Consider the following 13,946-nt stretch of genomic DNA (forward strand, 5'->3'; position numbering starts at 1 on the left):
GTAGTTTGAAGGGTGGTAATAATATGAATGAGGTATGGTCGGTCGGCCCTTTTATTGTTAGACAATCATGGGTCGCCCTCATCGTCATTGTTTTACTCGGCTATTATTTAGCTAATCAATTTTTTTATGAGATGATGAATGGTACGAAGAAGGATTCTGAGGTCTTTTGGAATGGTTTCTTTGCCTTTTTTATTACGTTTCAATTTTCTAAGTTAATTTTAAATCCTGCTGTGGCAATTGGTGACCCTATCGCCGTATTAGCGACCCCAAGCGGGGCAAATGAATGGATGCTCGCTTGGGTTGTGATGTGTGCCTATTTATGGTGGAGTACGAAAGAGGATGCTGCACTAAATACAACCGTCTTTATAAAAATAGCAGGTACCTATTTAATCATTGAGACGATGTATTATGCAGTCTTTCCATTCAATACGATGGAGGGAATAGTTGGTACAAATGTGATCTTGATGGGAATTAATACGTTAGCTCTTTTGTATATCTATATACAATCCAAACGGCAAGAGACGCATACTCGTATGCTAGGCCAGTTCCTCATTTTATTTGGATTGATAAAGGGCCTGCTTTCTTTTTTTATCCCTTTAAGAATGCTTGATTATTCTGTTCCGAGCTGGTTTTACTTTATGTATTTTATTGCTGGATTAATCATTTTATCAAACGAAACAAAGCGCAAGGAGGTATCCTAAGATGCGTGCCAAACTAGTTTTACTTATCATGACAGGATTCCTTGCATTTGGAGTGTTTGATTCTATAACGAGTGAATCTTCATTAAGCAAAGAGAAAACAGGGGACGGGGATTCAGGCTATGCACCAGATTTTACATTAGAAACTTTAACTGGTGACAAGCTTTCTTTATCAGATTTTAGAGGAGAGCCGGTCATGATTAATTTCTGGGCAACATGGTGCCCTCCATGCCGAGCTGAGATGCCCGATATGGAGAGGTTTTATCAAGAAACTGATATCGTTATCTTAGCAGTCAACCAAACAGGTTCTGAAGCATCGGTTGCGGGTGTTCAATCATTTACGGACGAATTAAACTTAACCTTCCCGATTCTTTTAGATGAAAAAGGAGAAGCTGCCTCTCTTTATAGTGTCCAGCCCCTGCCAACGTCTGTGTTCATTAACCGTGACGGAGAAGTCCATCATGTTCAAGTGGGCGCGATGAATAAAGAAATGATGGAGCGGGTGTTAGCTGAGCTTTAGTAAAAATGGGTGTTCGTGTACAATTTTTCTAGAATCGGTTAGAATAGAATATAGAAAGAATACAGCAAAACCTTTAGTTGAAGGGGGTTGGAATAGATGGAATACACTCAAGAAATGAAAAATCGCTTAAAAAGAATTGAAGGTCAGGTACGAGGTGTATTACGCCTCATGGAAGAAGGCCAAGATTGTAAATCAGTGATTACACAAATGTCTGCAACAAAATCAGCAATGGACCGTGCCATGGCATTTGTCATTGCTAAAAACATGCAGCAATGTATCCTTGATCAAGTCGAAAAAGGTGAAGATGCCGATCAAGTTGTAGAAGAAGCCATTCAACTGTTAGTTAAAAGCAGATAAATAAATAAATGAATGAAGAGCCCCCTTCGGCGCGTAAGAAGGGGGTTTTTAGCTGTTTTGAAGTTTAATACAAAAAGTACAACTCTTAGTGAGTGCCGATAAGATAATTTTATGAAAGAAAGCTTTTTAGAGTGTTTAATAATGGCAGCTTGCATTCATAATTATAGTTAACTTTGAGCATGTTATAAAGTAACACACAAAAGGCGAGGACAAGACATGGATCAACATATTCAAGCAAGCTCTTTAAAGAGGTCTTTAAGTGATAATTTGCAATCTATTTCCGGAAATTTCGGGAAGAGTTCAGATTTAGTAATAAGAGAAATAGAATTTGGAAAAATAAAAGGAAAAGCTGCTGTCATATATATTGATGGTCTAGTAAATGAACAGGTAATCCACGAAGAGATCATAAAAAGCATATCTTACTCAGAAGTCTCAGGCCGCTTTATAGATGAAAATGAAATGCTCGAAACATTTAAAAATAAAGCAATAACCATCTCTGATTTAAAGGAAGTAAACAATTTTGAGGCGTTAAATTTCGCTCTTCTTTCAGGAGATACAATTATTTTAATTGATAGTTATTTAGTAGGTTTAATTGCGAGTACAAAAGGCTGGGAAGAAAGAGGAGTAGATGAGCCTTCCGTACAGACCGTAGTTCGAGGGCCTAGAGAAGGCTTTACAGAAAACATCAGAACTAATACCGCATTAATAAGGAGGAAAATAAAAGATTCTAATTTATGGGTTGAGTCTAAAAAGATCGGTAAGGTAACAAAAACAGTTGTTTGCATTATGTATCTAAAGGGCATTGTGGAAGATCATATTGTGGAAGAAGTAAACTCTCGATTAGCTAATATTGATGTTGATTCTATTTTAGAGAGTGGTTATATAGAAGAATTCATTCAAGATGCTCCTTTTTCACCTTTCCCAACAATTTTTAACTCAGAACGTCCAGACGTAGTTGCTGCAGAGATACTTGAAGGAAGAGTAGCTATACTCGTAGATGGAACACCATTTGTGTTAATAGTACCTAGTTTTTTTTTCTCAACACATCCACGCTGCTGAAGATTACTATCATCGCTCTGACTTTGGTTTATTACGTATATTAAGATATATTTGTTTATTTACTGCACTTTTTGCTCCTTCTATATATATTGCTCTTACAACCTTTCATCAAGAAACTATTCCGACAATTCTTTTAATCAGTTTAGCTGCGCAAAGAGAAGGGGTTCCTTTTCCGGCCTTTGTAGAAGCACTTTTGATGGAAGTAGCTTTCGAAATTTTAAGAGAAGCTGGAGTTAGAATGCCGAGGTCTGTTGGTCAAGCAGTTTCAATTGTAGGAGCACTAGTTATTGGGCAAGCTGCAGTAGAGGCTGGTTTTATTTCAAATGCCATGGTTATTGTAGTTGCCATTACTGCTATTTCATCATTTGCTCTTCCTTCTGTTAGTATAGCTTTACCCATAAGAATACTAAGGTTCATTATCATGGGACTCGCTGCTATTTTTGGCTTGTTAGGGATTATTGTTGGATTTATAGCAATAATTTTACATTTGTGTAGTTTGAAGTCATTTGGGGTACCCTATATGACACCTTTTGCACCATTTATTACGTCCGACCAAAAAGATAATGTGATTAGGCTCCCACGATGGGCTATGAAAACGAGACCTAAAACATTAGCTAAAAATCATATAAGACAAGAGTAGTTAGTAAACTTGAGTAAAATGTAAATTGAACGTTAGGCAGGTAATGCAATGTTTAAATCTAAATTATTCTGTGTTATTTTTACGAGCTTTTTACTCGTTATCTTATCAAGCTGCTGGAATCGAAGTGAATTAAACGAATTTGCATTAGCCTTAGCAATGGGCATTGATAAATCAGACGACCAATACAAACTGACTGTTCAAGTAGTTCAACCACAAGAAGTAAAAGAACCAAGTTATTATGTTCCGGTTACAACTTATACTGCGCAGGCAGGCAGCATTTTTGAAGCACTACGAAAAATAACTTTAGAATCACCTAGAAAAATTTCAGTACCTCACTTGCGAATTCTTGTTCTTAGTGAAGACTTAGCAGAAGAAGGAATTGCAGAGGTGCTAGAAATGATTACTCGAGATCATGCTTATCGTCCTGACTTCTATACGGTTGTATCTAGAGGGAATAGTGCTGAAGAAGTTTTAAGCGTTATGACTCGTCTAGAAAGAATTCCAGCCAATAAGTTGTTTTCCTCATTAGTTACCTCAGAAACACAATGGGCTCCTACAGTAGGAATACAAATTGATAAATTAATTAGAGAACTGTCAAGTGAAAGTAAACAGGCAGTACTGACTGGAATCAAAATAGAAGGAGATCCAGAATCAGGTTCCACAAAACAAACTGTCGAACAAATAGAACCACTTACCAGTTTAATTTATACAGATGTCGCTGTGTTTAAAAAAGATAAACTGGTTGGTTGGCTGAATGAAAATGAGAGTAAAGGCTATAATTATATATTAGGCAATGTGCAAAGTACGGTTGGCGGAGCGATGTGCCCAGAAGATAAAGAGGGAGAAGCAATAATAGAAGTAATAAGAACCTCATCAGAGATTAAGGGTAAAATCGAAAATGATCAACCGAACATTGATATAAACTTAAAATTGGAGGGCAATATTGGAGAATTAAAGTGTGATATTGATATTTCAAATGAACACGTATTAAAAGAGCTTGAAGAACTTTCAGAAAATAGACTAAAGGATATGCTTTTAACAACTATTCATACCGTCCAAGCAGATTATAATAGTGATATTTTCGGTTTTGGTGACGTATTACATCGCTCAAACCCTGATAAATGGAAGGAAATAGAAGGGGCTTGGGAAGACGAAGGGTTTCAAGAAGTGAATGTAAATGTGAGTGTCGAATGTAATTATAATCATACAGGGACAATAAACAGATCGTTTAACAGCAAATTTAAGGAGTAGCTATATGTGGGAATTCACAGGAATTATGTTAGTAATCATAATGATGATAATAATAGATATCCCATGGTGTATCAAGCATAACTTAAAAAAGGAAATAGTTGTTTTTACTATTTTGTTGTCTTTGGGAGCTTTACTTAGTGCAATTCATTTCAATGGTATCCATATTCTCAATCCATTGGACGTCGTAAAATTAGTGTTTGAGCCTATTAGTAGATTTATTTACGGAATTAGTTTATGAAAGGAACATTAAATGTGAGTTTCCCTAAAATAAGTATTCGACAATTTACTATATTGGTGATTCTTTTTACAATTGGAAATACAATCATCAATGCTCCTTCTATAATTGCAAAGCAATCAGGAAAAGACGCTTGGATATCTTCAATTATTGCTCTCATATTAGGTCTTTTATTGGTTCTTTTTTATAGTTATTTAGGCAACAAGTTGGGTGAAACATCTATTTTTGATTATATTAAGTTAGTTTTCGGGAAAGTAATTGGCGTTATTATATCTTTGTTATTATGTATATATTTTTTTATCCTTTCATCTATATTATTAAGACAATTAGGAGATTTCCTAATAACTCATATCATTCCTGAAACACCATTAACAGCCATATTTAGTTTGTTTTTATTTATTATTGTTATGGCGGTACGTCTTGGGTTAGAAACCATTTCACGGGCAAGTGAGGTTTTTCTGCCTATAGTACTCCTTTTCATTATATTATTTATGATAGCTCTCACCCCTGAAATTGAATTAACTCAAATACAGCCAATATTAGATGAGGGAATAAGACCGGTTTTATTAGCTTCAATGACTTTTTTAAGTATTCCATATCTACAACTGGTTGCATTCTTGACTATTATTCCTAATGTTGATAGAAAGAAGAAAATATCTACGGGATTTATACTTGGTACGTTAATAGGTGGAATCGTTTTAATTATAGGTACTACCTTATGCCTTTTGGTAATTGGTGCAAATCAAACAGATTATTACAGATACCCGTATTTTTATTTAGCTCAGAAAATTAGTATTGGGGATATCATTGAACGCTTGGAAGTATTTATATCCTTGTTATGGTTTGTAACTATTTTTTTTAAGCTATCTATATTATTTTATGCAACAACAATTGGTATTTCTCAAACTTTTAATCTGAAAGAATACCGTCCTATAGTGTTGCCCTTAGCTTTAATTCTTCTGATCATTGCTCTAAATATTAGTCCAAACATTAATTACTTTACTCATTTCCATGAAAGGTACCTACTTCCATATGCTTTGAGCTTCGGTTTACTTCTACCCCTGCTTCTGTTGTTTGTTGATAAAATAAAAAGGGTAATTAAATCCTAGCGTTAACTAAGTGAAAAGTTAAGATTAGTCTTGAGTTGTAAATGTGAATGGCGGATCTACTGCTTGGGTAGGGGGCAGGTCTTCGTGTCAAAAGATGAGTGATGATTGTAATACCTACTAAGTACCTTCATGAGACATGAGGGTACTTTTCCCTTTCTTTTAAGCCTCGGCCCCCATTTGATGTATAATAGAAAACATTAATAAAGAGAGGAGTCGGTTAAATGGGAGACATTATTGAAATGGTTGTTTATAATCCTGCATTACATAAGTTATCCTTAGCTGCAGCTGCCGGTCTTATTATCGGTCTTGAGCGTGAATTAAAAGGTAAGCCTTTAGGGCTGAAAACATGCTTAATCGTTGCAGTAACAGCGTGTCTTCTAACGATTGTTTCCTATGAATCAGCCTTTTTGTTTTCAGAAGCTTATTCACGTCCGATGGACCCGGGGCGTATTCCATCTTATGTGATTAGCGGAATTGGGTTTTTAGGAGCCGGTGTTATTTTGAGAAGAAATAATGATGCGATTTCTGGATTAACGACCGCATCTCTTGTATTGGCATCTGCTGGCTTAGGCATTACCATAGGGGTGGGCTTTTATGTAGAAGCATTATTAGGAGTCCTCTTTATGATTCTTGGCGTACGAATTATTCCTGATCTCATGTCTTGGATAGGGCCGAAGAAATTAAAAAATATTGAAGTGCGAGCAAAAATATATATTAAAAAAGATACAGACTTAACTAGCTTTCTAAAAGAAGTAAAAAGTAAAAACTTTGGAATCAGGCGCGTAAAAGTAAAAGAAGAAGCAGAAGATATTATTATTTCATGTATTGTGGTTACGAGCAGAGATGTCTATACGACAGATGTTTATTACGCATTAAAATCCTCTGAAAATGTATTACAAGTGGAGGTTGAGAATATCACCTAAGAGAAAGTCACTTTTCAAAGTGGCTTTTCATATAAAGTTATATACCCCCTTGTGTATATTTTGTGTGTGTGCTATTATAGGTCATAGGGTATCGGATTATTGATACTATCTTGCAATTAGAATAGATGAATAATATAAATGACTACAAGCAGAAAGGGGATTTACTATGGAGTATTCACAAGATATGAAAAACCGCTTAAAGCGTATTGAAGGTCAAGTTCGTGGGATTCTTCGTCTTATGGAAGAAGAAAAAGACTGTAAGAATGTTATTACCCAAATGTCTGCAGTAAAGTCTGCAACAGACCGTGCCATGGCCTATATTATCGCTAAAAATATGCAGCAATGTATTATCGATGAAGTAGAAAAAGGCGAGCAAGCGGATCAAGTCGTAGAAGAAGCCATTCAATTGTTAGTGAAATCCAGATAATTTTTTTGGTTTTAAATATACCTAAACCGGTATAAGTAAAAAATAGTTGACGAATTAAAAATCATATGTATAATATAGATATACGGGTAAAGGTATTATAAAAGGAGGCAAACAAAATGACAATTAAAGCAGATCATGTATTAGATGCAAAAGGATTATCTTGTCCAATGCCAATTGTTAAAACGAAAAAAACGTTAGATGGAATTGAACCAGGCCAAGTACTTGAGGTTCAAGCAACAGATAAAGGCTCACTTGCTGATCTTAAAGCATGGGCTGGCTCAACAGGCCATCAATATTTAGGCACCATTGAAGAAGGCGACACGCTTGTTCATTACATTCGTAAGGCGAGTGCAAATGAGGAAAAAGAAGAGGTTGACTTCGCAAATGTGATCTCTAATGAAGAGCTTGAAGCAAAAATCGGCAGTGAGAATGTAACAATCCTTGATGTGCGTGAACCAGCTGAATATGCATTCTCGCATATCCCAACAGCAGCTTCTATTCCTTTAGGTGAGCTTAAGTCACGCTTAGGTGAATTGAACCAAGATCATGAAGTGTATGTTGTCTGCCGTACAGGTTCTAGAAGTGCGATGGCGGCCCAATTGCTTCAAGACAATGGTTTTACAAATGTGACAAATGTAAAGCCTGGAATGACAGCATGGAATGGTAAAACTGAAAGTAAATAATTCTTTTCTGAAAAGAATGGACTAATAAATGCAACAGATGAACAAATACTTTGGAGGTGTGATTCATGGCTGTAAAAGCAATGAAAGCAGGAGTTTTAGCGAAGACGGTTATCAATAAAGAAGAGTTATTTATTCTTGATGTCAGAAATACGGACCAATATGATGATTGGAAAGTTGAAGGCGATGGGATTGTAACGATGAATAAGCCATACTTTGACCTTATCGAAGGGGTTGATGATATTCTTGATCAAATCCCAGCAGATAAAGAGGTATTAGTCGTCTGTGCGAAGGAAGGCTCATCTATCTTTGTTGCTGAGCAATTAGCAGAGGCAACAGGGCGTGACATTCATTACCTTGAAGGTGGAATGAAAGCGTGGAGTGAGCATCTTGAGCCGGTTAAAGTGGGAGATCTTGACGGCGGCGGCAGTTTGTATCAATTTGTCCGTCTAGGCAAGGGCTGTCTTTCTTACATGATTGTATCTGGAAATGAAGGGGCCATGATTGACCCGCTTCGTCTTGTAGATCAATATGAAGCTTTTGCCAATAAATTAGGGATCAAAGTTCTTCATATGTTTGATACTCATCTGCATGCAGATCATATTTCAGGCGGACGCCGCTTAGCGGAAGCAACAGGTGGTACGTATTACCTGCCGCCAAAGGATGCTGGGGAGGTAACGTTTAAATTTGAGCCTCTTGAAGACGGAATGGAAGTGACTTTTGGCGAGGCAAATGTACGAGTGAAAGCCGTTTATTCACCTGGTCATACGATTGGAAGCACGTCTTTAATCGTTAATGATACGTATTTATTCACAGGTGACATTCTATTCCTTGATTCAATCGGCCGTCCGGATCTTGCTGGACTTGCAGAAGATTGGGTAGGAGATTTACGCGAATCATTGTATGTCCGCTATAAAAACTTAGATCAAGATTTATTAGTCTTGCCAGCTCATTTTGCTAAATTGAAAGAGTTGGATGATCAAGGAAGAGTATTTGCTCGTTTAGGTGACCTATATAAAGAAAATCATGGGTTAATGATTGATGATGAAGAGGAGTTTCGTCGTGTAGTATCTGAAAACCTGCCGCCGCAGCCGAACTCTTATCAAGAAATCAGAAAAACGAACATGGGTATCTTAACACCTAATAAAGAGGAAGAAACAGAGATGGAGATCGGTCCAAACCGTTGTGCCGTATCTTAATCAATAAATGGTATTTAGTATTTAACTAAATCTATTTAGCCAAATCTTTTTAACCAATTAATTTAACCAATCTAAGGAGATGATTTTTAATGAACAGTAACAAAGTATTAAACGCAGAAGGTCTAGCTTGTCCAATGCCGGTAGTAAAAACAAAGAAAGAAATGGATACACTTGAATCAGGTCAAATTCTTGAAATCCATGCAACTGATAAAGGTGCTGAGGCTGATATGGCAGCTTGGGCTAAAACATCTGGACACGAATTAATTCATCAAGAACAAGACGGAAATGTATTTAAATTCTGGATTAAAAAAGGTTAATATTAGCTGTAATAGTGAGTGGGTCTAAAAGAGACCTGCTCACTCATTTTAATGAAAGGGGGACTTTAAAAGATGTTAAAGAAATTGTTCCCAGGTCTTGAATGGATGTTAACATATCAAAAGCACGACCTTAGAGGGGATCTTTCCGCTGGTCTGATTGTAGCGATTATGCTGATACCTCAAGGGATGGCATATGCAATGCTTGCGGGATTGCCGCCTGTAATGGGCTTATATGCTTCAACTATTCCACTGCTTGTTTACGCATTATTTGGCTCATCTAGACAGCTTGCTGTCGGGCCGGTTGCAATGGTGTCATTGTTAGTTTTAACAGGTGTTCAAGGGTTGGCTGAACCGGGGTCATCCGAATATATTTCACTTGTATTGCTGTTAGCTTTAATGGTCGGTGTGATCCAGTTAAGTCTAGGACTCCTGCGGTTAGGTTTTATTACTGATTTTATTTCTCACGCCGTTATTAGCGGTTTTACATCCGCTGCAGCGATCGTTATTGGTTTTAGTCAATTAAAACATCTATTAGGCATTCAATTGCCGTCTTCTGAGAATGTTTTCGAACTACTATTTGAAGCAGGAAGACAACTTAGTTCTATTAATTCTTATACATTATTTATCGGTCTTACAAGCATTTTAATTTTAGTTCTTATGAAAAAGTATGTGCCTAAGCTGCCGGCTCCATTGGTTGTTGTTGTATATAGCACTGCAGTTGTTTACCTTTTTGATTTACATGAAAAAGGAGTAAGTATTATAGGGGAAGTTCCGGATGGACTGCCGTCTTTATCACTGCCTTCATGGAGTTTTGAAGCAGTTAGTGCTTTAATGCCAGTAGCGATTACGATTGCCATTATTGGTTTTGTGGAAAGTTTCGCTATGGCAAAAGTGATTGCGACAAAAGAAAAATACAAAGTAGATGCCAACCGTGAATTAGTCGGACTTGGTCTTGCTAATGTGTCCGCTTCAACTTTCTTAGGATACCCTGTTACAGGAGGATTTTCTCGTTCGGCAGTAAACTACGGAGCAGGTGCTAAAACAGGATTAGCGGCTATCATTACAGCTATTTTAATTGTATTAACTTTATTATTCTTTACATCTTGGTTCTACTACATGCCAAATGCAGTACTTGCAGCCATTATTATGGTGGCGGTGTACGGGCTGATTGATGTAGGTGAGGCTAAACATTTATTTAAAGTGAAGAAGATCGATGGATTCACCTTACTGATTACATTTGCTGCAACATTAACCCTAGGTATAGAGATGGGAATTTTCATTGGGATTGTTTTTTCTTTGATTGTCTTTATATGGAGAAGTGCGAATCCGCATATGGCAGAACTAGGTTATGTTGAGGAAATGGACGCCTATCGCAACACAGCTCGCTTTAACAATGCCACAACACTAGATCATCTATCAATTTTACGAATTGATTCTCCGTTGTATTTTGCTAATATCCAACGAGTGGAGTCTCGAATTCAACAATCATTTTTGAAGTCTGAAGAAATAGATACGTTAATCTTAGATTTTCAAGGGGTAAATGATATCGATGCAGTAGCTATTGATCATCTTGAAGAACTAATGAATACGTATCAGGAACTGAATAAGAACATTTATTTATGTGATGTCAAAGGTCCGGTTCGAGACACATTAAAGCAAGCAGGATGGTATGAAACGTTTAAGGGAAAAATTGAATTTAAAGATCTAGAGCATGTGATTGCTTATTTAAAATCGGTGTAGATAAGTAGGTGAAGGGTATGGAAAAAAAACAACTTCAACATCAGAATGAGACATTTCTCAAAGAAATGAGGGAGCAAGATCCTCATTTTTTTGAGAAGCTTAAAGAGGGGCAGCAGCCAGAAATGTTTGTCCTAGCATGCAGTGATTCTCGTGTCAGTCCTTCTGTCATTACAAACATGCCGCTTGGAAAAATGTTTATTCACCGTAATATTGCCAATCAAGTAAATGTGGCTGATGAAAGCTTTACTGCAAGTCTTTACTATGCTCTGAAACACCTTAAAGTAGCTGATATCCTGATTCTTGGTCATACGAGCTGCGGGGGCGTGCGTGCAGCTGCAGAAGGAAATACAGAGGATGCGCTGGCGCCTTGGTTAGCATCTGTACGAGAATCTCTTGGGGGTGCAGCATGCGAGGGTTTAGGAGAAGCTGCTTCTATTAAGAATGTAAAAACTCAGATGGAGCGCTTAGAAAAGCACCCCGTTTACCAACAATACGGGCAAGGAGTATCTATTGTTGGAGCAGTTTTCCATGTCGAATCTGGAGAGATTGAATGGATGAACTAAAAAATTTTAGTTGACATTATACCTAACTGGGTATAGTATATAAACTATAAGAAATACCTACACAAGTATATTACTAGGAGGAGATTATAAATGGAACAAAAGAAAGCAACAATGATCGTATTTGATGGGGATCTAGATAAAGCAATGGCAAGTTTTATTATTGCAACAGGGGCAGCGGCAATGGGGAAACCTGTGACAATGTTTTTCACATTCTGGGGTTTAAATGTGCTGCGTAAAGAGCAATATGTAAAAGTGGAGAAAAACTTCTTAGAGAAAATGTTTGCGAAAATGATGCCGCGTGGTCCTGAAAAACTAGGATTATCAAAAATGAACTATGGTGGTATCGGAGCAAAATTAATGAAGAAAATGATGAAAAAGCACAATGTTGTATCATTAAAAGAATTAATCGAAATGGCACAAGACCTAGATATTAAAATGGTTGCATGTACAATGTCGATGGATGTTATGGGTATTCATAAAGAAGAGCTGATTGATGGCATTGAATATGCAGGTGTAGCAACATACCTTGCAGAAGCAGAAGATGGTAATGTAAACTTATTTATCTAAGGACTTATGATGAGGGTGTCGCATATGAAGTTTCTCTCACTAACAGTTTTAGCGATTCTAATCGGAATAGGAGTGTTCTCTTTGTTTAATCAATCATCAAATAACGTAGAAGAAATCACAACAACAGAGTTAAAAGAGCAAATGAAGACTGATCAAACAGCAGTATACATTGATGTTCGTGAGGTTGATGAATTTGAAGACGGACACGTAGAAGGTATGAAAAACATGCCGCTATCAAGCTTTACTGAAACGTATTCAGAACTTCCAAAGGATAAAGAAATTGTTGTCATGTGCCGCAGCGGAAATCGCAGTATGCAAGCTGCAGAGTATCTAGTACAACAAGGGTACAAAAATGTAATAAATGTATCAGGCGGTATGCTTGCTTGGGACGGTCCAGTTAAATAAAGTAATGTAAGCCCTAATTACCTATATCAGGTGGTTAGGGTTTTTGTTTAAGCATAATCATTTTCTATTAGGTTTTGTTGATTTATAGTGATAGATAAAGATGCTGTAAAAAAGGAGAGACCCTGTATGAAATTAAGCATTCTAGACCAATCTCCCATTTCGGTTGGATATACACCAATAGAAGCGTTAGAAGCATCCGTACATTTAGCAAAAAAGGCTGAGGAGCTAGGTTATGAAAGGTACTGGATTGCTGAGCATCATGACTTTCCTGCTCTGGCTTGTCCGGCGCCAGAAGTCATGCTTTCCTACATAGGAGCACAAACGAAAACGATTCGTATAGGAGCAGGTGCGGTCCTATTACCGCATTACAAACCATATAAAGTAGCTGAAACCTTTCATTTACTTGCTACATTATTTCCGGGGCGTATTGATCTTGGTATCGGCCGTGCACCTGGCGGATCAGCGGAAGCGTCAATGGCTCTATCAGATAATTATTTAAAAGGGGTGAGGGAGCTGCCTGAAGCACTTGAAGAATTATTGCATTTTATACGGAATGATTTCTCGTCGGATCATCTTTTCCAAAAGGTGACGGCTTCTCCATTCCCGCCAGTTGCACCAGCTCCTTGGCTGCTCGGAACAAGTGAACGGAGTGCCGCCCTCGCAGCTAAAATGGGAATGGCCTATGCATTCGGTTATTTTATGAGTGATAAAGATGTTAAGAAAAGCATCGCAGCATATCAAGAATTATTCCAGGCATCTCCTGAATTTAAACAACCGAAGACTATTTTAGCTGTTTCAGTCATATGTGCGGAGACAACCGAGCGCGCAGAAGAGGTCGCTTCAAGCTATCTGCTGTGGAAGCGTCAAGTAGAAGCTGGTGAAGGCAGGCAAGGAATTCCTTCTATTGAGGAAGCAAAAAAGTATTCATTCAATGCTGAAGAGAAGAAAAGACTAAGTCAAAAAATGATCATTGGTAATCCAGATGAAGTATCACAACGTCTGTTAGAATTCAAAGACATGTACAAGGTTGATGAGGTCATGATCGTAACGATTACACACAGCTATCGGGACCGTATAAAGTCTTATGAATTAGTTGCAGATGCATTCAAATAGCTTACTGATCTATTTCTCAAGTAGAAAATATTAAAACTAGGGCATTGATGGAGAAGAGGGATACTTATGCGATTATCGAGTTCATCTTTAATTTACAATCAGGTTATTGGCTTTATCATATATCCAGATAGATTACAGAGCAA

15 protein-coding genes and 1 pseudogene are annotated in these 13,946 nt (G+C 37.3%); all 16 read left to right on the forward strand.

Annotation, left to right across the window (positions count from 1 at the left end):
- The first annotated feature begins 23 nt into the window (after window positions 1–23).
- The 16 genes and pseudogenes from PQ478_RS05570 (at window position 24) to PQ478_RS05645 (ending at window position 13,803) form a co-directional block, all read left to right on the forward strand.
- Window positions 24–701 carry a hypothetical protein gene (locus tag PQ478_RS05570; protein ID WP_289236106.1) on the forward strand — a complete coding sequence of 226 codons (678 nt, stop codon included), beginning with the start codon at window positions 24–26 and terminating at the stop codon, window positions 699–701.
- 1 nt (window position 702) lies between these two features.
- Window positions 703–1,218, forward strand: a complete 516-nt coding sequence (locus PQ478_RS05575) for a redoxin domain-containing protein (protein WP_075683649.1) — start codon at window positions 703–705, stop codon at window positions 1,216–1,218.
- A 96-nt stretch (window positions 1,219–1,314) separates the two neighbouring features.
- Window positions 1,315–1,575 (forward strand): metal-sensitive transcriptional regulator, encoded by a 261-nt coding sequence (locus PQ478_RS05580; RefSeq protein WP_012958095.1) that lies wholly within the window; start codon window positions 1,315–1,317, stop codon window positions 1,573–1,575.
- Between the two features lie 216 nt (window positions 1,576–1,791).
- Window positions 1,792–3,274 (forward strand): annotated as a pseudogene (locus PQ478_RS05585) (spore germination protein).
- Window positions 3,275–3,322: 48 nt separating this feature from the next.
- Complete coding sequence (locus tag PQ478_RS05590; protein ID WP_289236107.1) at window positions 3,323–4,525, forward strand: Ger(x)C family spore germination protein; 1,203 nt, start codon at window positions 3,323–3,325, stop codon at window positions 4,523–4,525.
- A gap of 234 nt (window positions 4,526–4,759) precedes the next feature.
- On the forward strand, window positions 4,760–5,869 hold the full coding sequence (locus tag PQ478_RS05595; RefSeq protein WP_289236108.1) for a GerAB/ArcD/ProY family transporter: 1,110 nt from the start codon (window positions 4,760–4,762) through the stop codon (window positions 5,867–5,869).
- A 221-nt stretch (window positions 5,870–6,090) separates the two neighbouring features.
- Entirely contained in the window at window positions 6,091–6,792 is a 702-nt protein-coding gene (locus PQ478_RS05600) for an MgtC/SapB family protein (RefSeq protein WP_289236109.1), read from the forward strand.
- A gap of 166 nt (window positions 6,793–6,958) precedes the next feature.
- Window positions 6,959–7,219, forward strand: a complete 261-nt coding sequence (locus PQ478_RS05605; protein ID WP_012958104.1) for a metal-sensitive transcriptional regulator — start codon at window positions 6,959–6,961, stop codon at window positions 7,217–7,219.
- Between the two features lie 116 nt (window positions 7,220–7,335).
- On the forward strand, window positions 7,336–7,902 hold the full coding sequence (locus PQ478_RS05610; protein ID WP_289236110.1) for a sulfurtransferase TusA family protein: 567 nt from the start codon (window positions 7,336–7,338) through the stop codon (window positions 7,900–7,902).
- Window positions 7,903–7,967: 65 nt separating this feature from the next.
- Window positions 7,968–9,098, forward strand: coding sequence for an MBL fold metallo-hydrolase (locus tag PQ478_RS05615; protein WP_022626807.1), 1,131 nt, complete (start codon window positions 7,968–7,970; stop codon window positions 9,096–9,098).
- An 89-nt stretch (window positions 9,099–9,187) separates the two neighbouring features.
- Window positions 9,188–9,415, forward strand: coding sequence for a sulfurtransferase TusA family protein (locus PQ478_RS05620; protein WP_012958107.1), 228 nt, complete (start codon window positions 9,188–9,190; stop codon window positions 9,413–9,415).
- Window positions 9,416–9,487: 72 nt separating this feature from the next.
- Window positions 9,488–11,155, forward strand: coding sequence for a SulP family inorganic anion transporter (locus PQ478_RS05625; RefSeq protein ID WP_289236111.1), 1,668 nt, complete (start codon window positions 9,488–9,490; stop codon window positions 11,153–11,155).
- 17 nt (window positions 11,156–11,172) lie between these two features.
- The gene (locus PQ478_RS05630) at window positions 11,173–11,718 is read left to right on the forward strand and encodes a carbonic anhydrase (protein WP_012958109.1); all 546 of its coding nucleotides are present in this window, start codon (window positions 11,173–11,175) and stop codon (window positions 11,716–11,718) included.
- Between the two features lie 90 nt (window positions 11,719–11,808).
- Window positions 11,809–12,285, forward strand: coding sequence for a DsrE/DsrF/DrsH-like family protein (locus PQ478_RS05635; RefSeq protein ID WP_012958110.1), 477 nt, complete (start codon window positions 11,809–11,811; stop codon window positions 12,283–12,285).
- A gap of 24 nt (window positions 12,286–12,309) precedes the next feature.
- A complete protein-coding gene (locus PQ478_RS05640) occupies window positions 12,310–12,690 on the forward strand; it encodes a rhodanese-like domain-containing protein (RefSeq protein WP_012958111.1) in 381 nt (126 codons plus the stop codon).
- A gap of 126 nt (window positions 12,691–12,816) precedes the next feature.
- Window positions 12,817–13,803: an LLM class flavin-dependent oxidoreductase gene (locus PQ478_RS05645; protein WP_289236112.1), complete on the forward strand. Its 987-nt coding sequence runs from the start codon at window positions 12,817–12,819 to the stop codon at window positions 13,801–13,803.
- Window positions 13,804–13,946 lie beyond the last annotated feature (143 nt).

It is taken from the genome of Alkalihalophilus pseudofirmus, assembly GCF_029094545.1.
GTDB lineage: Bacteria > Bacillota > Bacilli > Bacillales > Bacillaceae_D > Alkalihalophilus > Alkalihalophilus pseudofirmus.

Excerpts from the sequence above, each read along its gene's own strand:
- PQ478_RS05615 (WP_022626807.1), top strand. The coding sequence starts at position 7,968 with ATGGCTGTAAAAGCAATGAAAGCAGGAGTTTTAGCGAAGACGGTTATC.
- PQ478_RS05610 (WP_289236110.1), top strand. The coding sequence starts at position 7,336 with ATGACAATTAAAGCAGATCATGTATTAGATGCAAAAGGATTATCTTGT.
- PQ478_RS05630 (WP_012958109.1), top strand. The coding sequence starts at position 11,173 with ATGGAAAAAAAACAACTTCAACATCAGAATGAGACATTTCTCAAAGAA.
- PQ478_RS05600 (WP_289236109.1), top strand. The coding sequence starts at position 6,091 with ATGGGAGACATTATTGAAATGGTTGTTTATAATCCTGCATTACATAAG.
- PQ478_RS05595 (WP_289236108.1), top strand. The coding sequence starts at position 4,760 with ATGAAAGGAACATTAAATGTGAGTTTCCCTAAAATAAGTATTCGACAA.
- PQ478_RS05640 (WP_012958111.1), top strand. The coding sequence starts at position 12,310 with ATGAAGTTTCTCTCACTAACAGTTTTAGCGATTCTAATCGGAATAGGA.
- PQ478_RS05605 (WP_012958104.1), top strand. The coding sequence starts at position 6,959 with ATGGAGTATTCACAAGATATGAAAAACCGCTTAAAGCGTATTGAAGGT.
- PQ478_RS05575 (WP_075683649.1), top strand. The coding sequence starts at position 703 with ATGCGTGCCAAACTAGTTTTACTTATCATGACAGGATTCCTTGCATTT.
- PQ478_RS05645 (WP_289236112.1), top strand. The coding sequence starts at position 12,817 with ATGAAATTAAGCATTCTAGACCAATCTCCCATTTCGGTTGGATATACA.
- PQ478_RS05625 (WP_289236111.1), top strand. The coding sequence starts at position 9,488 with ATGTTAAAGAAATTGTTCCCAGGTCTTGAATGGATGTTAACATATCAA.
- PQ478_RS05570 (WP_289236106.1), top strand. The coding sequence starts at position 24 with ATGAATGAGGTATGGTCGGTCGGCCCTTTTATTGTTAGACAATCATGG.
- PQ478_RS05635 (WP_012958110.1), top strand. The coding sequence starts at position 11,809 with ATGGAACAAAAGAAAGCAACAATGATCGTATTTGATGGGGATCTAGAT.
- PQ478_RS05590 (WP_289236107.1), top strand. The coding sequence starts at position 3,323 with ATGTTTAAATCTAAATTATTCTGTGTTATTTTTACGAGCTTTTTACTC.
- PQ478_RS05620 (WP_012958107.1), top strand. The coding sequence starts at position 9,188 with ATGAACAGTAACAAAGTATTAAACGCAGAAGGTCTAGCTTGTCCAATG.
- PQ478_RS05580 (WP_012958095.1), top strand. The coding sequence starts at position 1,315 with ATGGAATACACTCAAGAAATGAAAAATCGCTTAAAAAGAATTGAAGGT.